Below are 22,122 nucleotides of genomic sequence, written 5' to 3'. Positions count from 1 at the left end.
CTGCTGATGTGGGGCCCCGACTGGCAGGCGATGCAAGCCGACCACCGCAGCCCCACCGGCGAACACCGCACCGTGGCGCTCAGCGATGGCAGCCAGATGCTTCTCGACAGCAATTCGCTTGCCGATGTGCAGTTCAACCCCGACCAGCGAGAAGTCACGCTATTGCGTGGCCAGGCCTTTTTCTCGGTGGCCCACGATGCCAACCGCGCCTTCTACGTCAACGCCGGTGACGTGCGGGTTCGGGTGACCGGCACCGCGTTTGCGGTCAATCTGGACGACAACGGTGTCGACGTCAGCGTCGAGAGCGGCACGGTTGCGGTACAAACGCCGCAAGCATCGGTTTCGGCCACGCACCTGCTGGGCCATGGCGACCAACTGCACTTCACTGCAAACGGCCAGCGCACGCGCATCGTGCAATTGCCCCAGGAGCAAATCGCGCCCTGGCGTCGCTGGCAGCTGGTGGCGGTCGATCAATCGATCGATGACGTGATCACACAGTTGCGCCGCTATCAGCCGGGCCTGATTCTGCTGACGGACAAGGCGCTGGGGCAACGACGCATCACCGCAGCCCTGAACCTGCGCGACCCCAAACGCGCACTGCAAACCGCCATTGCCCCATTGGGCGGACGCCTGCAGGACAGCGTGCCCTACACCCTGATCGTCTCGACCAAGCCCTGAGCCTCCCTGCGGGCGCGGGCTTGCGCTAACGAAACTATTTTCACTTATTTCTGGAAATCCTGAAGGCCCGGGAGTCTTTACCTACGAACGTCACTGATAAAGATTCGCATTAGTGACTATGGCGTTTCATTTCGTAGGTCACCTCATGCCTTCTTCGCGTTTGCGTTGTGTCAGTGTTGCTCGCTATCGATCGTTGTCCCTGGCCCTGTTGCTCGGCCTGCCCGCACTGGCCATCGCTGCCAGCCCGGCAGTCGACACGCCAATCAGCCGTCAACAACTGCACTTCCAGATCCCGGCCCAGCCTTTGGCCAGCGCCCTGATTGCGTTTTCCCAGCAGTCAGGCTGGCAGGTCAGCGCGGAAAGCACCGTGCTCAACGGCCTGACCAGCTCGCCAGTCGATGCCAGCACCAGCCCCGAAAAAGCCCTGGCCCACCTGTTGCGCCGCACGGGCATGCAATGGGAAGTGACCTCGTCTGACAGCGCCTCAATCCTGCCGCCCGCCCAAAGCGATGTACTGCAAATCAAAAGTACCCCCATCACGGCGATGGAGCCGGTGTTCCAGGGCGAACAGGTGATCGACCGGCAGATGATCGAGGACCTGCCCTCGGGCAACGGTGATATCACCAGCCTGCTGCGCACCAACCCCAACGTGCAGTTCGACAACAGCCAGTTGAGCAGCAAAAACCCGGGGGAAATCGCCCCCGCCGATATCAGCATCAACGGCGCACGGCCCTGGCAGAACCTGTTTATCGTTGACGGCATGAGCATGAACAACGACCTGGACCCGGGCAACAGCAACGACGACTTCGATGAGATACCGGGGCGCAGCCAGGGCCTGGCGCTGGACACCGACCTGCTGGAAAACATCAAGGTCTACGACAGTAACGTGCCGGTAGAGTTTGGCGGCTTCAATGGCGGTGTAGTCGAAGCCAATACCCGCGACCCCCGCAAGGAACTGCACGGCAAGGTGTCGGTACAAATGACCCGCTCCGAGTGGACGCGCTATCACCTGAACAAAGATGACCCGGATCTGGAGAACTTCAAGGCCGGGTTCGGCAACAGCTACCAGCCCGATTTCGAGAAAGTCATCAGCCGCGCCACCCTTGAAGGCCATCTGACCGACAACTTCGGCTTGCTGGGCACCTTTTCGCGTAAAGAATCCACCATGCCGACCCGCCTGTTTTCCGTGGCCAACCAGACCGAAACGGCAATGGAGACCGAAGAGCAATCGCGGCGCATCGACAACTACTTCCTCAAGGCCACCTGGCAGATCAACGAAGACTGGAAGCTCGATACCACCCTGACCCACGCGCCGGAAACCGCCCGCACCTACGGCCCCAACTCGCTGGTGTCCGGCCGCGATATGGATGCCGGTGGCGACAGCATCAGCACGCGCCTGGTGTGGAACGCGCCCCTGGCCCGGGTTGAGCAGAACCTGAGCTGGAGCGAGTTGAATACCTCACGTTTTTCCGACCGCGACTACATGATCCTCTGGCGTACTTCGGCCAGTCGCGACTGGAGCACCTCGGCATTCGCCACCGAAGGCGGTTTTGGCGATATCGAAGAAACCCAAAAAACCCTGGCCTACAAACTCAAGGCCGACTGGAACAGCTTCAAATGGCTGGGTGTGGATCATTCGCTGCAAACTGGCCTGGAGCTGTCGCAGAACTCGGCCAGCTATGAGCGCGGCACACCCTACAGCAGCTATGCGGTGGACAAGGCCACGTCATGCACCGGCAATGACCCGCTGTGCTCAATGGCACCAACAATCAATGGCTGGCCTGGCCAGTATGCGAACAAGATGACCGTTACCCAGGGCAAAATTGCCTTCGACACGCGTTCATGGGCGCTGTATCTGCAAGACGAAATGCACTACAAGCGCCTCACCGTCAGGCCCGGCATCCGGGTGGACGGCGACAACTATATGAATCAGATCACCTTCGCCCCGCGCCTGGCCACCGAGCTGGACGTGTTTGGCGATGGCAAGACCCGCCTCACTGCCGGCGCCAACCGTTACTACGGACGCAACCTTTACGCCTATCGCCTGCGCGACGGTATTGCCTCGATGAGCACCGAATACACCCGCAAGACGCAGACGTCTGACTGGGAGCTGAGCAAGCACATCGCCAATGACAGCAAATTCAACCAGCTCAAAGTGCCTTACGACGACGAACTGACCCTGGGCCTGAGCCACGTGCAGTGGAACACCGAGTTCGCCGTCAAGTACGTCAACCGTAAGGGGCGCGACCAGATCAGCCGCGCCTGGGGCGCGCAAATCGGCGAACCGTCCGAAGACACCTCGACCCTGGCTGCCAACTACTACACCTACTACAACGGCGGCAAAAGCGACGCCGACATCTACACCCTGAGCATCACCCCCCTGCAACCCTTCAATCTGGGCAGCACCCGCACCACTGCGCAGTTTGCGATGGACTGGAGCAAGATCAACAACACCGGGCTGTCCAGCTACAGCGCCAGCATCGGCGCGATTTATGTGGAAGACCCGACGATCCAGTACGACGGCAAGTTCATGAAGTATTCCGATATGCCCGCCAGCAACTACAACCGCCCCTGGACCGCGCGCCTGACCACCGTGACCGAAGTCGAGCCCCTGCACCTGACCTGGACCAACTTCCTGCGTTACCGCGACGGCTACCGGCGCATTGCCTCCACCAACAAAAAGGTCGAGCACGAAGGCAGCAGTGTCTATGTCTGGGAAGAAACCCCGTTCTCCGGGGCACTGACATGGGACACCCGTGTTGCCTGGGAGATGCCCACCGCCAAGGATCAGGCCGTTTTCGTCAATCTCGACGTCAGCAACCTGCTGGACAAGACCATCGTCAGCTCCACCGACACCAACGGCGTACTCAACTATGAAGTCGGCCGCCAGTTCATGCTGGAAGTGGGGTATAAATTTTGAAGACCCTATTCCTCGGCCTGACCCTCGGCACCCTGACCCTGAACGCAGTCGCCTGCGACGAACAGGCCGCCGACTACAAAACCTGCATCGCCCAACAATACCGCCAGCCCGTCGCCCAATGGCCTTCACCCCAGGTAGATGCCGATGTGCAATGGCAGGAAATGGCCGCCCTGCCCGCCCACGCCCCCGCACCGCCGGATAACCCGTTCAGCGAAGCCAAGGCCGAGTTGGGCAAAAAACTGTTCAACGACCCCAAGCTCTCGCGCTCCGGGCAAATCGCCTGCGCTTCGTGCCATGAAGCCGATATGGCCTTTGCCGATGGCCGCCGCGTCTCGTTCGGGCATGACCGCCAGAGCGGCCGACGCAATGCCCCCAGCCTGGTAATGAGCGGCTACAGCCCGGCGCTGTTCTGGGACGGGCGCGGTGGCACTCTGGAACAGCAAGCCATGCACCCCATCGTCGACCCGGTGGAAATGGCCTTTGATATCCCGCAACTGCTGCAACGGCTCAATACCGATAGCGCTTACCGGGAGGAGTTTGCACAAGTTTTCGGGCCAGGCCCGATCACCCCACAGCAAACCGCCCAGGCCCTGGCCACCTTTCAGCGCACGCTGGTCAGCGCCACGCGCAACACCGCCTTCGAGCAACTGCTGCGCGGGCGCCCGCAACGCATGAGCGATGAGCAGCTCTATGGCCTGCATCTGTTTCGCACCAAGGCACGCTGCATGAACTGCCACTTCGGCCCGGCGCTGAGCGACGAGCAGTTTCATAACGTCGGCCTGAGTTACTACGGGCGTAAATACGAAGACCTCGGGCGCTACGAAGTAACGCGCAAACCAGAAGACGTGGGGGCATTTCGTACGCCGTCATTGCGCCTGGTGATGAAAACCGCACCGTGGATGCACAACGGCCTGTTTGTGAACATGGAAGGCACCCTGGCGTTCTACAACATGGGCATGCCCCGCCCGCGCCCCAACGCGCAACAGGTCAACGACCCGTTGTTCCCACGCACCAGCGACCGGCTCAAGGCGCTGAACATGGACAAGGACGAACTGCGGGCCTTGCGCAGCTTTCTCGACACACTGTAGGCAGCGCCTGACTTTGTGGGAGCGGGCTTGCTCGCGATGCAGGCGACACGGTGTACCGGTAAAACGGCAGCATACCCATCGCGGGTAAGCCCGCTCCCACAAAAGCAGAACAGGCCGGCAGCATCACATTTCGTCGCACTGGTGCAATTGGACGCTGGGTCAAGCGCACTTGAGAAACGATATCGTTTATTATTGTTACAAGTTTTGTAGTACCCAAGCGAGGAAACCAGCGAATGATGCTCCGAAATACCCAGCTTGCGACATTTCTACTGCGCAGTTTGTCCATCGCAACACTTGGCCTGACCCTGCTTGCTCCCGCCGCCTACGCTGCCGATCCTGTGACGCTGACCCTGTACAACGGCCAGCACAAAGAGGTCGGCGACAACCTCGCTGCCGCCTTTGAAGCCAAGACCGGCATTCACGTCAATGTGCGCAAAGGCAGCAGCAACCAGCTGGCCAGCCAGATCATGGAAGAAGGCGATCGCTCGCCTGCGGACGTGTTCTACGCCGAAGAGTCGCCGCCTCTGAACAGCCTGGGCGAACAGGGCTTTCTGGCCAAGGCCGATGACAGCACCCTGCAAGCGCTGCCCAAAGAGTACGTGGCCGCCAATGGCACCTGGATCGGCGTGACTGCGCGTACCCGCGTTGTCGCCTTCAACCCGAAAAAGATCAGCGAAGACCAGTTGCCCAAGTCGGTTCTGGATTTCGCTGACCCGCAATGGCAAGGCAAGATCGGCTTTGTACCCACCAGCGGTGCCTTCCAGGAACAGGCCGTAGCAATCATCAAGCTGCACGGGCGCGATGCCGCCGAAGAATGGCTGACCGGACTGCGTGCGTTCGGCAAGACCTACACCAACAACATGGTGGCACTCAAAGCCGTAGAAAACGGTGAAGTCGCCGCAGTACTGGTCAACAACTACTACTGGTTTGCCCTGCAACGCGAAAAAGGCCAGCTGGATTCCAAACTGCACTACTTCACCGATGGTGATGCGGGCGGTTTGATCACCGTGTCCAGCGCCGGCGTGATCAAGGCCAGCAAACACCCCAAGGAAGCCCAGCAACTGCTGGCTTACATGGCCAGTGAAGAAGGTCAGCGCGTTATCACCAACACCACCGCTGAATACCCGATGCGCAAAGGCATGGTCTCGGAACGCGGCCTCAAACCGTTTGAAGAGCTGCAACCGCCGAAAGTGACGCCTGCCGACCTGGGTAACGCTGAAGAAGCACTGGACCTTGAACGTGATGTAGGCCTGCTCTGATGTTGTCAGCCGCTCAACCTGCACGCTTTACGCCCACTCGCAAAAAGCCTTCGATCTGGCTGTTGTTGCCCGTACTGCTACTGGTGGGCCTGAGCCTGTTGCCGCTGTTGTATGTCGGCACAAAGGCCTGGCAAGCCGGGTGGTCTGAAGCCCTGCACCTGTTGTGGCGGCCTTATGTCTTTGGCCTGATGCGCAACACCTTGCTGCTGATGATCGGCGTCACACTGACCTGCGCGCTGGTCGGCCTGAGCCTGGCCTGGCTGCTGGAGCGCAGCAACCTGGCGGGGCGGCGCCTGTGGGGCGTGATCCTGTGCCTGCCATTTGCCGTGCCGGCGTTTGTCAGCAGCTTTACCTGGGTATCGCTCAGCGCCAGTTTCGAGGGCCTGGGCGGTGCCATTCTGGTGATGAGCCTGTCCAAGTACCCGCTGATCTTTCTGCCGGTGGCGGCGACCCTGCGCAACCTCGACCCAGCCCTTGAAGAGTCGGCTCGAACCCTGGGGCAGAACCGCTGGGGGGTGTTTTTCAAGATCACCCTGCCACTGCTCTGGCCTTCGCTGCTGGCCGGCTCGTTGCTGATTGCCCTGCATATGCTGGTGGAATTCGGCGCGCTGTCGATCATCGGCCTGCAGACCTTTACCACAGCCATTTATCAGCAGTTCGAGCTGGAGTTCAGCAATGCCAATGCGGCGATGCTGTCTGCGGTGCTGCTGGTGATGTGCCTGAGCCTGTTATGGCTGGAACTTAAGGTTCGTGGCAAAGGCCGGCATATTCGTATCGGCCAGGGCGCTGCACGGCATGCGGAACAAGTGAACCTGGGCAAGTGGTCGCTACCGGGGCAACTGTATTGCCTGGCGCTGGCGGTGATTGGCAGCGGCATCCCGCTGGGCATGCTGGCGTACTGGCTGATCAAGGGCAGCTCGGCAGCATTCCCGCTGGCCGAGATTGGCGAGGCTCTGTTCTCGTCGCTGTCACTGGCCCTGGGCGGTGCGGCGCTGTGCCTGGTGCTGGCTGTGCCGGTCGGATTGCTGGTGGTGCGCTACAAAGGCCCGCTGGCCATCTGGGCGGAGCGTTTGCCATATCTGTTACATGCACTGCCCGGGCTGGTGATTGCCTTGGCGCTGGTCTACTTCGCCCTGCATTATGTGCCGGCGCTGTACCAGACTTCGGCATTGCTGCTGATTGCCTATGCGCTGCTGTTTTTGCCACTGGCACAGGCACCCATCCGCACGGCGCTGAACAAGGCGGCTCCGCAACTGGAAGAAGCAGCACGGACCCTGGGCGCCACTTCGTTTACGGCATTTTGCCGGGTGACCCTGCCGATTATCTTCCCCGCGCTGGGGGCGGCCTTTGCCCTGGTGTTTCTGGATGCGATGAAGGAATTGACCGCCACCTTGCTACTGAGTCCGACCGGGCTGAACACCCTGGCAACACAAGTGTGGTCACATACCTCGAATATCGAGTTTGCGGCAGCGGCGCCTTATGCGGCGTTGTTGATTCTGGTGTCGGGGCTGCCGGTGTACTTGCTCACCACCAGGATGTATTTGAGCCGCTGACAGCGGATCCAGCATACCCCGTGTGGGAGCGGGCTTGCCCGCGATGGCATCGACGGGGGCATGCAGATACACCGCGCTGCCCGCATCGCGAGCAAGCCCGCTCCCACAGGGGCAGCCCCGCTTCTCTACGCCCGGAACTGCCCAAGACTCGCCTTGAGCTGCGCCGCCAACCCGTCCAGCACCTTGCCGCTGGCCGTGGTCTGGGTCACCGCCTCGGCCGCACGCTCGGCCTGGGCATGGATCACTTCCACCCGCCCACGCACCGCATACGCTCCTTGCGCCTGATGCTCGGCAGCTTTGGTCGCATCACCAATCGCGCTATGCACCTGCTCGACCGATACCTGCATGGTCTTTTGCAACTGCACGCTGCCGCGCAGCACCGCCAGGCCCTCATCGGCCTGACGCCCCGCCAGGCCAATGGCCGCCACGGCTTCCCTGGCTCCCTGCTGCAAGGCCACGATATGCGCCTGAATATCACCGGTAGAGCTTTGGGTTTTGCTGGCCAGAGCCCGCACTTCATCGGCTACCACAGCAAAACCACGCCCAGTCTCCCCCGCCCTCGCGGCTTCAATGGCCGCGTTCAGAGCCAGCAGATTGGTTTGCTCGGCGATGCCGTGAATCACCGTCAGCACTACTTCGATCTGCTCACTTTGCTGCGCCAGACGCTCGATCACCTTGGCTCCCTCGCCCACCTGTCCGGCCAGCGCCTCGATCAGCCCCCCGACCTTGGCCGAGGTGCGAGTGTTTTCATCAGTAGCCTGACGAATATCGACCACCTGCCGGAGCGCCGCCTGCATCGCCTGGCTTTCCGACTGGGCTGCATCTGCCATGGTCGACAGTGCATGCAGGCTCTGAGCTACTTCATCGCGCTGTAACTGCGCGGCAGCATCGGCCCCGGCATTGCGCAAGGTCATCACACCGATCTCCACCCCGGTGCGTTGCGCCACATCACCCGCCTCACGCACGATGGGCTGCAGCTTGTCGACAAAGCGGTTAACCGCCGCCGCCATATCGCCGATTTCATCCTTGCTGTTCAGGCCTACACGCTTGGTCAAATCACCTTCGCCTGCGGCCAGGTCATCCAGCGCGGCAATCAGCAGCAGCAACTTGTTGACCACCCGCCGCCCCAGCACCACCGCCAGTAACAGCAACACACCAAATCCGACAATCGCCAACCCCATGCCAATACGCCAGCGCAAGGTGTCCGCCGCCTCGCGCACGGTCTGCGCGGTATTGGCCTGCATCTGCGCCGCCGCTGCCTGCGCCGACTCCAGACGCGCGCCCAGTGCTGCCGAACTGTCGCTGGCAGCACCTTGCAAGCTTTCGCCGACCAGTTGCCCGCTATTGGCTATCAACGTCGAAAAGCGCTGGTCGAGGGCCGCCAGGTCCTGCTCAACCGAGGCGGTGGAAACCCCCATCAGCACTTTGCCGATCTCGACCCCATTGGGGTTGATAGAGGCTTCGAGGTAGTACACCGACGGATCATGGCGGGCCGCATCGAGCACTTTATCCAGCGCCCGCTCGCCATTGCCCTTGGCCAAAAGCGCCTGGTTGATCGGGTTATCACGATTGAGATAGCGGGTCAGATGCTGCCCCGTGGCATCGTCGTACACCACGAATAACACATTAGGATTACGTTGAGCGCGTCGGGCGAAATCGGACAGCGTGGGCACGTCGCTATCCCATATGGCACGCGGCGCTACAGCTGCCAGCAGTTGCGCCATGTCGTTTTCCGAGTCCTGCAGGTTCTTCTCCAGCGATTGCCTGAGCTGCATTTGCTCGTCTTTCAAGCGTGGCTCCAGGCCCGCGGTCAAACGCTGCCGGGTGCTGGCAGACAACGCGTCAAGGCTGCTTTTAACTTCACGCCCGGCCTGCTCCAGTTCCGCGGTGAGCTTTAGGCTGTCTGCCCCCAGACGCGCATCCAGATCAGACTCCAACGCCGTCACCGTGCTCCGTGTCAGTGCAACAGCCACCAAAACCTGCACCAAAAGAGCGATACCTAGGGTAACGAATACAGGCCGCAGCAGACGGCTTTGTAACAGTGAGAGAACGGCAGACACGGAAAACCCTCCACTTAGGTGCCATTATTTTGATAGCACGCTTATTGACGGTTTTCACAGCAAGGGTCGTGCCGCACAACAGGCAGAAACGACAAAAGGCCCCGAAGGGCCTTTTGTTTTACATCAACAGCGACTTAAGCGAACGGGTGACGCAGAACGATGGTCTCGTTGCGGTCCGGGCCAGTCGAAATGATGTCGATCGGAGCGCCGATCAGCTCTTCTACGCGCGTGATGTAAGCGCGAGCGTTGGCTGGCAGCTCTTCCAGGGTTTTGGCACCCACGGTCGATTCAGTCCAGCCCGGCACTTCTTCGTACACAGGCTGCAGGCCTACGTAGCTGTCAGCGTCGGTCGGTGCAACATCAACACCGTTTGCGTCTTTGTAGCCAACGCAAATGTTGATGGTTTCCAGACCGTCGAGTACGTCCAGCTTGGTCAGGCAGATGCCCGAGATGCTGTTCACATCGATAGCGCGACGCAGGATAACGGCGTCGAACCAGCCGCAACGACGGGCACGGCCGGTGGTAGCACCGAACTCGTGACCTTGCTTGGCCAGGTGAGCGCCAACGTCGTCGAACAGCTCAGTCGGGAACGGGCCCGAACCTACGCGAGTGGTGTAAGCCTTGGTGATGCCCAGGATGTAGTCCAGGAACATCGGGCCAACGCCCGAACCGGTCGCAACGCCGCCAGCGGTGGTGTTGGAGCTGGTCACGTACGGATAGGTACCGTGGTCGATGTCCAGCAACGAACCCTGGGCGCCTTCGAACATGATGTCCTTGCCAGCGCGACGCAGGTCGTGCAGCTCGGCTGTCACGTCCAGCATCAACGGCTTGAGCAGCTCGGCGTATTCCTTGCACTCGGCCAGGGTCTTGTCGAAGTCGATAGCCGGCTCTTTGTAGTAACCAACCAGCATGAAGTTGTGGTAATCCACCAGTTCACGCAGTTTGGCTTCAAAGCGCGGCATGTTCAGCAGGTCGCCAACACGCAGGCCACGACGGGCAACTTTGTCTTCGTAAGCCGGGCCGATACCGCGACCAGTCGTACCGATCTTCAGCTCGCCACGGGCTTTTTCACGGGCCTGGTCCAGCGCCACGTGGAACGACAGGATCAGCGGGCAGGACGGGCTGATACGCAGGCGCTCGCGCACCGGTACGCCTTTCTCTTCCAGCTTGATGATTTCACGCAGCAGGGCGTCGGGAGCAACCACGACACCGTTGCCGATCAGGCATTGCACGCCTTCGCGCAACACGCCCGACGGAATCAGGTGCAATACGGTTTTTTCGCCGTCGATTACCAGCGTGTGGCCAGCGTTGTGGCCACCTTGGTAACGCACTACAGCGGCAGCATGTTCGGTCAGCAGATCAACGATCTTGCCTTTGCCCTCATCACCCCATTGGGTGCCCAGGACTACGACATTCTTACCCATAACACTTGTCCTCATTCGCGCAAACTTGGTGCCGGCAGCCGCCGGCAGGAAAACTCAAGAAACCAGCGGCACTACTTGCCACAGGCCATTCTGCTGAATCAATTGGCGGTCGCAGTCTGCCTCCAGGGCACCAGCCTGCTGTTGCCCAGGCAACGCCTGAACCACACGCTGGCCTTCACTGCGAAGCTGGCAAACCTGCTGCCAGAGTGCCGCATCGGTGCTGTCTGGCATCCAGATACCACCAGACGGCAACTTGACTTCCGCACGCCCCAGGGTCACCAGGGTTTTCAAATCGGTCGAAAAGCCGGTTGCCGGCCGGGCACGCCCGAAAACAGCACCAATGTCGTCATAACGACCGCCTTGGGCGATGGAGTCCCCAACGCCCGGTACAAATACCGCAAACACTACACCTGTGTGGTAGTGATACCCACGCAACTCGCCCAGGTCAAAGTACAACGGCAACTGCGGGAAACGCACAGACAACCCTTCGGCAATCGCCACCAGGTCGTCCAGAGCTGCCAGCACTTGAGCCGGAGCCTTGGCCAGACGCTCGCGCGCAGCAGCCAGAACTTCGTGACCGCCACACAAACCAACCAAGGCCTGCAGCATGCCCGCCAAATCGGCCGGCAAGCCTTGGGTCAAGGCCGTTACTTCGTCGATCGCCTTGCGTTGCAGGGCGTCGAACAATTGTTGTTCCACTTCAACCGACAGGTTGGCCGCACGGGCCAGACCACGGTAAATACCAACATGCCCCAGGTCCATGTGCACATCCGGCACATCGGCCAGTTGCAGCATGGCCAGCATCAGGCTGATCACTTCAACATCGCTGCTCGGGCTTGCATCGCCATACAACTCGGCGCCCAGCTGGATCGGGCTGCGCGAGGATGACAGTGCACGCGGTTGAGCATGCAGCACGCTGCCGGCGTAGCACAGACGGCTCGGGCCTTCACGACGCAGGGTATGCGCATCGATACGCGCCACTTGCGGCGTGATGTCGGCACGAAAACCCATCTGGCGACCCGTTTGCGGGTCAATCACCTTGAAGGTACGCAAGTCGAGGTCCTGGCCAGCCCCTGTCAGCAGGGACTCCAGGTATTCGATATGCGGGGTCACGACGAACTCATAGCCCCAGCTCTGGAACAGATCCAACACCTGACGGCGCGCCACTTCAATGCGGGCAGCTTCAGGTGGAAGTACTTCTTCGATGCCATCTGGCAAAAGCCAGCGGTCTACCGTTGCCATTACGCCATTCCCCTGTGATCCGGGCGGCCAGCCAGCAGGCGAGCCTTGAGTAAAGCAGAACGTGGCTGCGTCTTGAACGCGCACAGCAAAAAAGCCTGAACGACAGGCTCGCACATTCCTCGAAAATTCTGCCGATGCTGTAACAGCCATTCGGACAATCAAACATGCAGACGCAAAAAAGCCGGGAATTTCCCGGCTGCCGCATCATACACCCGTTTTCTAAAAGGATCACCCTGCGAGGCCATTTGACCGCCAAGCGGAGTGAATCAGGGCCTGTGATGAACATGCCAACCCTTCTGAAAACAGTGTGGGAGCGGGCTTGCTCGCGATGGCATCAACTCGATTTAGCAGACAGACCGAGTTGCTTGCATCGCGAGCAAGCCTGCTCCCACAGGCTTGAAGCGCTTTTACTGCTGTGAAGGCTTGGATTTTTCCAGGTAGCGGAAGAAATCGCTGCTTGGGTCCAGAACCAGCACATCGTTCTTGCTCGCGAAGCTTTCGCGGTAAGCGCGCAGGCTGCGATAGAACTTGTAGAACTCCTGATCCTGGCCATAAGCCTTGGAGTAGATCGAAGCTGCCTGGGCATCGCCATCACCGCGTGCTTCTTCGGACTGACGATAAGCTTCAGCCAGCAGAACACGACGTTGACGGTCGGCGTCAGCACGAATGCCTTCTGCCAGTTCGTTACCCTTGGCCCGATGCTCGCGTGCTTCACGCTCACGTTCGGTGCTCATACGTTCGAAAACGCTGCGGTTTACTTCTTTTGGCAGGTCGATGGCCTTGACGCGAACGTCGACCACTTCAATGCCCAGCTCTTTTTCAGCCATTTTGTTCAACGATGCAGTGATGTCAGCCATCAACGCATCACGCTCACCCGACACTACTTCGTGCAGGGTGCGCTTGCCGAACTGGTCACGCAGACCGGATTCCAGACGACGCGACAGACGTTCGTCAGCAATCTGTTTCATGCCCGAAGTTGCGGTGTAGAAGCGCTCGGCATCTTTCACACGCCACTTGGCGAAGGCATCAACCATGACCGCTTTCTTTTCCAGCGTCAGGAAACGCTGAGTCGGCGCGTCCAGCGTCATCAGGCGGGCGTCGAACTTGCGCACCTGGTTGACGTAAGGAATCTTCACATGCAGGCCCGGCTGAACGTCAGCCTGGACCACACGGCCAAAGCGCAGCAGTACCGCACGCTCGGTTTGCGAGACGATGTAGAAGCTGTTCCAGGCAACGATCCCCACGACAACAGCAACAATAAGGGCAACCTGCGATTTATTGCTCATCAGCGGCTCTCCCTGGTGCGCGGTTGTGGCGGCAGATCCGTGCTGACGTGCGAGCCGGAATCAGTATTGCTCGCTGCGGCTGCCGAACCCGTTGCCGGGGTGCTGCCATTACGGCCTTCGATCATTTTGTCCAACGGCAAGTAAAGCAGGTTGCTCTGGCCGTTTTTGTTACCGGTCACGAGTACCTTGCTGGTGTTGCTGAAGACTTCCTGCATGGTGTCCAGATACAGACGGTCGCGGGTCACTTCAGGATTTTTGCGGTACTCGGCAACCAGTTTGGTAAAGCGGTCAGCCTCACCCTTGGCGCGGGAAACCACTTCATCACGGTAGCCGTTGGCATCTTCGATGATGCGCTGGGCCTGACCACGTGCTTCCGGTACAACGCCGTTGGCATAGCTTTCGGCCTGGTTGCGGGCACGCTGCTCGTCTTCTCGGGCACGGATCACGTCATCGAAGGCTTCCTGTACTTCACGCGGTGCGGCTGCGTTCTGTACGTTGACCTGGGTCACGGTGATACCGGTCTTGTAGGTATCGAGGAAACGCTGCAGGCGTTCCTTGATTTCCACGGCCATTTGCTCACGGCCTTCGGTCAGCACCTGATCCATAGACGTGGAACCCACGACGTGACGCAAGGCGCTGTCGGTCGCCTGCTGCAAGCTGACTTCCGGTTGATCAACATTCAGCACGAAGTCGCGCAGGTTGCTGATCTTGTACTGCACGGTCAGCGGCACTTCGACGATGTTTTCGTCTTCAGTCAGCATTTGACCCTGCTTGGTGTACGCACGCTCACGCGTCACGTTCTCCATGTACTTTTTGTCGAACGGCGGGAAGTAGATATTCAGGCCCGGCCCAACGGTGTCGTAGTACTTGCCCAGGCGCAGCACCACGGCTTGCTCCTGCTCATCGACTACATACACGGCGCTGTAAAGCCAGGCAGCCGCCAGCACGACGAGGCCGATGCCGAGCAGACCGTAGCCGGCGCCCTTGCCATTCGAACCACCCTCACTGCCGCTGCCGCCAGTACGTTTTTTCCCACCACCGAACAACCCATTCAGGCTTTCCTGCAGCTTTCGGAAGGCCTCGTCGAGATCTGGTGGCCCCTTGCGGTCGCCATTTTTAGGGCGTTTGCCACCCCAAGGATCTTGATTGTTCGAGTTGCCACCCGGCTCATTCCAAGCCATAGCGCTCTCCATCTGATAAAGCAAAGACGCGCCCACGGCGCGCCGACCAATGCTACAGAATGCCTATCACAGCGGCACGACCGCTTTGCGAGGCTTTTATTGCAAAGTGTGTTCTTCGATGAATTCCAGCGGCTGCATCCCTTCGCGGCTGACCAAGCGATTGAGCTCGGATCGCGGCAGGCGTACGTCCAACAGACTGGAGCCCTCATCGTCATGCTGTTCTTTTTGCACAACCCCCAGTTCGAAGAACTGTGCACGCAGTCGAGCAAAACGTTGCGGCAAGCGCAAGGTGCCCACGAACAAATCATTGCCCAGCAACTCGGCGATGGCCTGCTCAAGCAACTCCAGCCCTTGACCATCACGGGCCGACAACCAGACCCGCTGCGGCTTGCCATCGGCATCACGCTGGATCTGCGGCTCGACACCTTCAAGCAAATCGATTTTGTTGTAGACCTCGAGAATCGGCAAGTCCTGCGCACCGATTTCGCCCAGTACCACCATCACCTGCTCGATCTGCGCCATGCGCTCAGGCTCGTGCGCATCGATCACATGCAGCAGCAGATCGGAATTGCTCGACTCTTCGAGCGTAGACCGGAATGCTTCAACTAGCTTGTGCGGAAGATGACGAATAAAGCCCACGGTGTCGGCCAGCACGATCGGCCCCAGGTCGCCCAGATCAAGGCGGCGCAGGGTCGGGTCTAGCGTGGCGAACAACTGGTCGGCGGCAAACACGTCAGAGCCGGTGACCTTGTTGAACAGCGTGGATTTACCGGCGTTGGTATAGCCCACCAGCGACACTGTAGGAATATCGGCGCGTTGGCGCCCTCTACGGGACTGCTCGCGTTGACTGCGGACTTTTTTCAGACGGGCTTTGATCTGGCTGATGCGCACACGCAACAGTCGGCGGTCGGTTTCGAGCTGGGTTTCACCCGGCCCGCGCATGCCAATGCCGCCACCTTGACGCTCAAGGTGAGTCCAGCCGCGTACAAGACGCGTGCTCATGTGGTCAAGCTGAGCCAGTTCGACTTGCAGCTTACCCTCATGGGTACGGGCGCGTTGAGCGAAGATATCGAGAATCAGCCCGGTACGGTCAAGCACGCGACACTCGAAAACACGTTCGAGGTTACGTTCCTGACTGGGCGTGAGTACGTGATTGAAAATCACGATGTCGACCTTCTCGGCATTGACCAGATCGCGCAACTCCTCGACCTTGCCACTGCCAATCAGGTATTTGGCCGATGGCCGATGACGCGGCACGTTAAAAAACGCGACGGTATCGGCGCCAGCCGACACAGCTAACTCCTGGAACTCCTGCGGATCTTCGCGCGCCTCAGGGTCCTGTCCTTCCAAGTGAACGAGGATCGCTCGCTCACCACCACCGTGGCGCTCAAAGAACAAAGGATGCTCCTATTTAGGCATTACCTGGTTCAGCGTCTGCCAGATCCGATTCGGTTGCGCTAGGCAGACGAATTGGACGTACTGGTACGACTGTCGAAATTGCGTGCTTGTAAACCATTTGGCTGACGGTGTTTTTCAGCAGGATCACGAACTGGTCGAAAGACTCGATGGTCCCCTGCAGCTTGATCCCGTTGACCAGATAGATGGAAACGCCAACCTTCTCTTTACGCAAAGTATTCAAGTAAGGGTCTTGTAGCGAATGCCCTTTTGACATATGCCGCACTCCTGTAAGGATAAAAAATAGAAACAAAAATTAGATGACCGCTGTCGCCACATCCATAGGATAGACGGCATTTGCCAAGACTCAGCTCAATATGGAGACCGATTCCAGGTATTTCAAGGCTCGTGGCAGATTGTCGCAGTCCAGACTGTCAAGCCAATGCAAATCATTCCAGCTGCGCAACCAGGTGAACTGGCGCTTGGCCAACTGGCGCGTGGCTATGATGCCGCGCTCCTGCATCTCGGCCGCTGTCAGCTTGCCGTCGAGGTAGTCCCAGACTTGGCGGTAACCCACTGCACGTATAGACGGCAACCCGGCATGCAGGTCACTTCTGTTGCGCAGGTTTATGACCTCGTCAATGAACCCCTGTTCCAGCATCTGCCCGAATCTTAGTGCAATTCGCTCATGCAGCACCTGACGGTTCGCCGGAGCGATGGCCAGATTTGCGACAGTATAGGGCAATTGGCTGTGCCCAGAAGCCGCTGCTTTAGTCGTTTGTTCAGATTGTTTTTGCCGATGGGCCGTCACGCTCATGCCGCTGACCCGATAAACCTCAAGCGCCCGGGTCAGACGCTGCGGATCATTGGGGTGAATTCGCGCGGCAGACTCCGGATCTATGGCTGCCAACTGGTCGTGCAGGGCCTGCCAGCCAAGGCGCTGCGCCTCTTCTTCAAGCTGCGCGCGCACCTCGGGGTCCGCCGGAGGCATGTCGGCCAGGCCGTCAATCAGTGCCTTGTAATAGAGCATGGTGCCGCCCACCAGCAGCGGGATATTGCCTCGCGCCGTGATCTCGGCCATGGCCTTGAGCGCATCGCGACGAAAATCGGCCGCCGAATAGCTCTCGGCCGGGTCGAGAATGTCGATCAACTGATGCGGGTGAGCCGCCAGAATTTCTTTCGACGGCTTGGCAGTGCCGATGTCCATGCCGCGATAGACCAGCGCCGAGTCGACACTGATCAGCTCGCACGGCAGCACCTTGCTCAGCTCGATGGCCAGGTCGGTCTTGCCGGCGGCCGTCGGCCCCATCAGGAAAATAGCCGGGGGTAAAGCGTTGGAACCTGTCATCAGCGACCGCGCAAAAAGAGTTTGTCCAAGTCGTCCAGGCCCATTTGGGTCCAGGTGGGACGACCATGATTGCACTGACCGCTGCGCTCGGTGTTTTCCATGTCACGCAACAGACCGTTCATTTCCGGGATCGCCAAACGGCGATTGGCGCGGATCGCACCGTGGCAGGCCATGGTGCCGAGCAGCTCGTTGAGGTGCGCCTGGATCCGGTCACTGGTGCCGTATTCCATCAGGTCGGCCAGTACGTCGTGAACCAGTCGCTGGGCCTCGGCCTGCTTGAGCAGGGCTGGAATCTGGCGGATGGCCAGGGTTTCCGGGCCAAGGCGCTGCAACTCGAAGCCCAGGCGCTGGAACCACTCGGCGTGTTCTTCGGCGCAATCGGCTTCCCGCTGGCTGACCGCAATCGATTCCGGCACCAGCAGCGGCTGACCACTCAGGCCTTCACTGGCCATGGCGATTTTCAGACGCTCATACATGATCCGCTCATGGGCCGCGTGCATATCCACCAGCACCAACCCCTGGGCGTTTTCCGCGAGAATATAAATGCCCTTGAGCTGGGCCAGAGCAAAGCCGAGCGGCGGAATATCACCTTGCCCGTCCGGCAGAGGCGCGGCATTGGCCTCAGGCAATGGTGCGAAAAACTCGCGATAGGCATTGCGCGCTTCTTCGACGGGCACCGGGGGCGCGGAGGACTGCGGACGGTATTGGTACTGATAGCCCGCACCAGCGCCCGAACCTGCCACATGCGGTGACGGGGCCGACTGCGGCTGCTCCAGCACATTGGCCGCCAGACGCATTTCACCCTGCGGGCCGAATTCGCCAGCATCCAGCCCCGTCGGGCGCTCGGCCCCGGGCACCGGCGCTGGTGCGGCCAGTTGGTCTTCGGGGCGAACGTCACCCAGAGCACGGTGCAAAGTGCCATAGAGGAAATCATGCACCATGCGCCCGTCACGGAAGCGTACTTCGTGCTTGGTCGGGTGTACGTTGACGTCGACCACCGAGGGGTCGACCTCAAAGAACAGCACAAAGGTTGGGTGGCGACCATTGAACAGCACATCGCGATACGCCTGGCGCACCGCATGGGCCACCAGTTTGTCGCGTACCGCGCGGCCATTGACATAGAAGTACTGCAAGTCCGCCTGACTGCGGGAAAAAGTCGGCAACCCGACCCAGCCCCACAGGTGCAAACCATTGCGTTCAACCTCGATGGGCATTGCCTGTTCCAGGAACGCGGAGCCGCACACGGCCGCCACACGCCGGGCGCGGGCAGTATCGTCGCGGGCTTCGTGCAGGTTGAGGATGGACTTGCCGTTGTGGCGCAAATTGAACGCCACATCAAAACGTGCCAGCGCCAGGCGCTTGATCACTTCCTGCAGGTGATCGAATTCGGTCTTTTCGGTTTTGAGAAATTTGCGCCGTGCCGGGGTGTTGAAAAACAGGTCGCGCACTTCAACCGAGGTGCCCACCGGATGTGCAGCCGGCTGAACCCGGGGCGCCATGTCGCGGCCTTCGGTCTCGACCTGCCAGGCCTGATCGGCACCACGGGTGCGCGAGGTCAGGGTCAGGCGCGCCACGGAACTGATGGAAGCCAGCGCCTCACCGCGAAAGCCCAGGCTCATCACCCGCTCAAGGTCTTCCAGATCACGAATCTTGCTGGTGGCGTGACGGGCCAGCGCCAACGGCAAGTCGTCGCTGGAAATTCCGCTGCCATCGTCACGTACCCGCAGCAGCTTGATCCCGGCCTGCTCCACGTCCACATCAATGCGCTTGGCACCCGAATCGAGGCTGTTTTCCAGCAGCTCCTTGATCACCGAAGCCGGGCGTTCAACTACTTCGCCCGCAGCGATCTGGTTGGCCAGGCGCGGGCTGAGCAATTCAATCCGCGCGCTGCTGCTCAATGCTTCATCACTCATTACTGTGCCGCCAGGGCAGTTGCCGGAATATTCAGGTTCTGGCCAACCTTCAGCTCATCGGTTTTCAGGCTGTTGCTCGAGCGCAATGTCGCCACGCCCACTTGATAGCGTACAGCGATCATCGCCAGGGTTTCGCCGGGGCGAACCGTGTGTTCGCGGGCACCCTGGGCGATTTTGCCGGTGTCACGCAGCCAGGCGATATAAGTGCCCGGCGGCGGATTTTGCTGGAAGAACTGGCGTACGCCGCTGCTGATCGAACGGGCCAGCGCTTGCTGGTGACTGCTCGAAGCCAGCTTGGACGCTTCGTTGGAGTTCGAGATAAACCCGGTCTCGACGAGAATCGACGGAATGTCCGGCGACTTCAGCACCATAAACCCGGCCTGCTCCACGCGCTGCTTGTGCAGCGGGGTGACCCGACCTATGTTGCTCAGCACTTTTTGCCCGACGTTGAGGCTGGAGGTCAGCGACGCGGTCATCGACAGGTCAAGCAACACACCCGCCAGCATGCGGTCCTTGTCATCGAGGCTGACGTTGCCTGCGCCACCGATCAGGTCGGAGCGGTTTTCGCTGTCGGCCAGCCAGCGCGCCGTCTCGGAAGTCGCGCCGCGTTCAGACAGGGCAAACACCGAAGCACCAAAGGCAGCCTTGGACGGTGCAGCATCGGCGTGGATCGATACAAACAGGTCGGCGCCTTTCTTGCGGGCGATTTCGGTGCGGCCACGCAGCGGGATAAAGTAGTCGCCGGTACGCGTCAGCTCGGCCCTGAAGCCTTTCATGCCGTTGATCTGGCGCTGCAGTTCTTTGGCAATCGCCAACACCACGTCTTTTTCACGCTGGCCAGCCGAGCCCGAGGCCCCCGGGTCTTCACCGCCGTGGCCGGCATCGATCACCACCACCACGCTGCGTTTACCGCTCGGGATCGGCGGCAATTTAACGTCGGGTTGCGCGGGCGTCACCGGCACCACCGGCACCGTTGCCACGTTGGTGGCCGGCAGGCTTGGCGCCAGATCGGCGCCCTGGTCATACAGGTCGACCACCAGGCGGTTGCCGTACTGGGCATTGGGCGCCAGAACGAAACTTTTCGGGGTCACGGCCTTTTTCAGGTCGATAACCACGCGCAGGTCGGTGGGGGTACGCTGCGCCGAGCGCATGCTGGTGATTGGCGTATTGGCTGTTTGCACATTCAGCGGCCCGCCCAGGGTCGCGCCATTGATGTCGATGACCAGACGATCAGGTGCGGTCAGCGTAAACACACTGTGCTGCACCGGCCCGGTAAGATCAAAAACCAGTCGAGTGTTATCCGGCGCCCGCCATAGACGCACGCTCTTGACCTGGGTTGCGGCCACAGCATTGAATGCCATGACACTGAGCAACACACCCACCACACTTGCTAACGCGCGAAAGCGCATACCAAACCCCATCATTATTTGTATTCCGGCGCCAATGCGGCACACCAAGACTCGCCACGAGAACCTTGGGGCGTCAGCGTCAGCAAACGCCCGGTGTTATGCGGCCTAATGGTAATGGTCAGGTCAGGCTTTGGCAAAAAGCCTGCACCTTTATCGGGCCACTCGATCAAGCATAGGGCGTCTTCGTCGAAATAATCGCGAATCCCCATATATTCCAGCTCTTCCGGGTCGACCAGCCGATACAGGTCAAAGTGGAAGGCCCGAATATCGCCAATCTCGTAGGGCTCGACCAATGTGAAGGTCGGGCTTTTGACCGAACCCGTGTGACCAAGGCCGCGAATCAGGCCACGTGACAGGGTGGTTTTACCCATACCCAGGTCGCCGTCGAGAAAAATCAGGCCGTGACCTTGAGTGACAGTGGCCAGGCGCGCGCCAAATGCGGTCATGGCCTCTTCGTCGGCCAGTTGCAGTGTTATTTCGTGCACGGTGCGTGTTCCTCCAACAACTGACGAATGGCTGGAATCAAATCACTGGCCGCCAGCCCACGGCCCAATTGTCCTTGTTGCTCACCGGCGCGGGCATGCAGCCACACCGCCAGGCATGCGGCGTCATAAGCGCCCAACCCCTGAGCCAGCAGCGCGCCGATCACGCCTGCCAGCACATCCCCAAGACCGGCCGTAGCCATTGCCGGATGGCCGTGACTGCAAATGGCCAACTCGCCATTGAGCCCTGCAATCAGACTGCCTGCACCTTTAAGGACGCACACTGCTGAGTATTTTTTAACCAACGCCCTGGCCGCAGCCGGTCGATCGGCCTGTACCTGCCCGGTGCTGATACCCAGCAAGCGTGCGGCTTCACCCGGGTGCGGGGTCATCACCGACCCTGGTGCCAGCGTGATGACTGCGTTGGACAACAAATTAAGCGCATCGGCATCCCACACCTGCGGCATTTTTGCCTGTGCCGCGGCCGACAACAGACTGCGCCCCCAGGGCGCCTGCCCCAAACCCGGTCCCACCACGACCACCGAAGCCTGCGCCAGTACGCCCATCAACTGGTTGGCCGACGATACGCCGAGCACCATCACCTCGGGCACCCGCACCAGCGCAGCAGGCACGTGCTCGGGGCGCGTGGCCAGGGATACCAGGCCAGCGCCACAGCGTAGTGCAGCCTGGGCGCTGAGGGTAATCGAGCCGCCAAATCCACGATCGCCACCCACCAGCAGCACATGCCCGAACTGGCCTTTATGGGCGCTCAGGGCTCGTCGAGGTAGTGGCGCCAGATTATCTGCGCTAAGGGCTTGGGGGTCGGCTAACAGGTGTTTGGTCTGCGGCATGCGTGTTTGGCTCCGATGTCTGGCAGAATTATA

Annotated in this window: 17 protein-coding genes and 1 pseudogene; 5 read left to right on the top strand and 13 right to left on the bottom strand. The window is 60.2% G+C overall.

Annotation, left to right across the window (positions count from 1 at the left end; translation table 11 throughout):
* The 5 genes from GHO03_RS04820 to GHO03_RS04800 form a co-directional block, all read left to right on the top strand.
* The coding region (locus GHO03_RS04820; protein WP_153399297.1) for a FecR family protein at window positions 1–678 on the top strand (678 nt) is incomplete at its 5' end.
* A 145-nt stretch (window positions 679–823) separates the two neighbouring features.
* Window positions 824–3,598, top strand: a complete 2,775-nt coding sequence (locus tag GHO03_RS04815) for a TonB-dependent siderophore receptor (RefSeq protein ID WP_240043250.1) — start codon at window positions 824–826, stop codon at window positions 3,596–3,598.
* Window positions 3,595–4,686: a cytochrome-c peroxidase gene (locus tag GHO03_RS04810; RefSeq protein WP_153399294.1), complete on the top strand. Its 1,092-nt coding sequence runs from the start codon at window positions 3,595–3,597 to the stop codon at window positions 4,684–4,686. The genes GHO03_RS04815 and GHO03_RS04810 overlap by 4 nt, the downstream gene beginning before the upstream one ends.
* Before the next feature lie 233 nt (window positions 4,687–4,919).
* Complete coding sequence (locus GHO03_RS04805) at window positions 4,920–5,945, top strand: iron ABC transporter substrate-binding protein (protein ID WP_095000959.1); 1,026 nt, start codon at window positions 4,920–4,922, stop codon at window positions 5,943–5,945.
* Complete coding sequence (locus GHO03_RS04800; RefSeq protein WP_095017680.1) at window positions 5,945–7,498, top strand: iron ABC transporter permease; 1,554 nt, start codon at window positions 5,945–5,947, stop codon at window positions 7,496–7,498. The genes GHO03_RS04805 and GHO03_RS04800 overlap by 1 nt, the downstream gene beginning before the upstream one ends.
* Window positions 7,499–7,623: 125 nt before the next feature.
* On the opposite strand, the gene GHO03_RS25790 is transcribed toward GHO03_RS04800, so the two are convergent.
* From GHO03_RS25790 to GHO03_RS04740, 13 genes and pseudogenes are all read right to left on the bottom strand, one after another.
* A complete protein-coding gene (locus GHO03_RS25790) occupies window positions 7,624–8,328 on the bottom strand; it encodes a methyl-accepting chemotaxis protein (protein WP_370824333.1) in 705 nt (234 codons plus the stop codon).
* 201 nt (window positions 8,329–8,529) lie between these two features.
* A pseudogene (locus GHO03_RS25785) lies at window positions 8,530–8,679 on the bottom strand (hypothetical protein); the annotation flags it as partial.
* A 1,013-nt stretch (window positions 8,680–9,692) separates the two neighbouring features.
* Complete coding sequence (locus GHO03_RS04790) at window positions 9,693–10,982, bottom strand: adenylosuccinate synthase (RefSeq protein WP_016783309.1); 1,290 nt, start codon at window positions 10,980–10,982, stop codon at window positions 9,693–9,695.
* A gap of 54 nt (window positions 10,983–11,036) precedes the next feature.
* Window positions 11,037–12,224: an ATP phosphoribosyltransferase regulatory subunit gene (locus GHO03_RS04785; protein ID WP_095000956.1), complete on the bottom strand. Its 1,188-nt coding sequence runs from the start codon at window positions 12,222–12,224 to the stop codon at window positions 11,037–11,039.
* A gap of 407 nt (window positions 12,225–12,631) precedes the next feature.
* Window positions 12,632–13,510 (bottom strand): protease modulator HflC, encoded by an 879-nt coding sequence (gene hflC, locus GHO03_RS04780; protein ID WP_133144740.1) that lies wholly within the window; start codon window positions 13,508–13,510, stop codon window positions 12,632–12,634.
* The gene (gene hflK, locus GHO03_RS04775) at window positions 13,510–14,691 is read right to left on the bottom strand and encodes an FtsH protease activity modulator HflK (RefSeq protein WP_095000954.1); all 1,182 of its coding nucleotides are present in this window, start codon (window positions 14,689–14,691) and stop codon (window positions 13,510–13,512) included. The genes hflC and hflK overlap by 1 nt, the downstream gene beginning before the upstream one ends.
* 96 nt (window positions 14,692–14,787) lie before the next feature.
* The gene (hflX, locus tag GHO03_RS04770; RefSeq protein ID WP_133144741.1) at window positions 14,788–16,089 is read right to left on the bottom strand and encodes a ribosome rescue GTPase HflX; all 1,302 of its coding nucleotides are present in this window, start codon (window positions 16,087–16,089) and stop codon (window positions 14,788–14,790) included.
* Window positions 16,090–16,102: 13 nt separating this feature from the next.
* The gene (gene hfq / locus GHO03_RS04765; RefSeq protein WP_016783304.1) at window positions 16,103–16,363 is read right to left on the bottom strand and encodes an RNA chaperone Hfq; all 261 of its coding nucleotides are present in this window, start codon (window positions 16,361–16,363) and stop codon (window positions 16,103–16,105) included.
* 90 nt (window positions 16,364–16,453) lie between these two features.
* Entirely contained in the window at window positions 16,454–17,434 is a 981-nt protein-coding gene (gene miaA, locus GHO03_RS04760; RefSeq protein WP_095000952.1) for a tRNA (adenosine(37)-N6)-dimethylallyltransferase MiaA, read from the bottom strand.
* Window positions 17,434–19,332, bottom strand: a complete 1,899-nt coding sequence (gene mutL, locus GHO03_RS04755) for a DNA mismatch repair endonuclease MutL (RefSeq protein ID WP_165446536.1) — start codon at window positions 19,330–19,332, stop codon at window positions 17,434–17,436. Before mutL ends, miaA begins: the two co-directional genes overlap by 1 nt.
* A gap of 14 nt (window positions 19,333–19,346) precedes the next feature.
* Window positions 19,347–20,768 carry an N-acetylmuramoyl-L-alanine amidase gene (locus GHO03_RS04750; protein ID WP_198417412.1) on the bottom strand — a complete coding sequence of 474 codons (1,422 nt, stop codon included), beginning with the start codon at window positions 20,766–20,768 and terminating at the stop codon, window positions 19,347–19,349.
* 2 nt (window positions 20,769–20,770) lie between these two features.
* A complete protein-coding gene (tsaE, locus tag GHO03_RS04745) occupies window positions 20,771–21,241 on the bottom strand; it encodes a tRNA (adenosine(37)-N6)-threonylcarbamoyltransferase complex ATPase subunit type 1 TsaE (protein WP_016783300.1) in 471 nt (156 codons plus the stop codon).
* Window positions 21,229–22,089 (bottom strand): NAD(P)H-hydrate dehydratase, encoded by an 861-nt coding sequence (locus GHO03_RS04740; RefSeq protein ID WP_095038939.1) that lies wholly within the window; start codon window positions 22,087–22,089, stop codon window positions 21,229–21,231. The genes tsaE and GHO03_RS04740 overlap by 13 nt, the downstream gene beginning before the upstream one ends.
* Window positions 22,090–22,122: the final 33 nt, after the last annotated feature.

Origin of the sequence: Pseudomonas sp. FSL R10-1339 (assembly GCF_009600545.1) — a bacterium.
In the GTDB taxonomy this organism is placed as follows: Bacteria; Pseudomonadota; Gammaproteobacteria; order Pseudomonadales; family Pseudomonadaceae; genus Aquipseudomonas; species Aquipseudomonas bubulae.
Note: the sequence above shows the minus strand (reverse complement) of the source record. Positions and strands in the feature narration are given on the sequence as shown.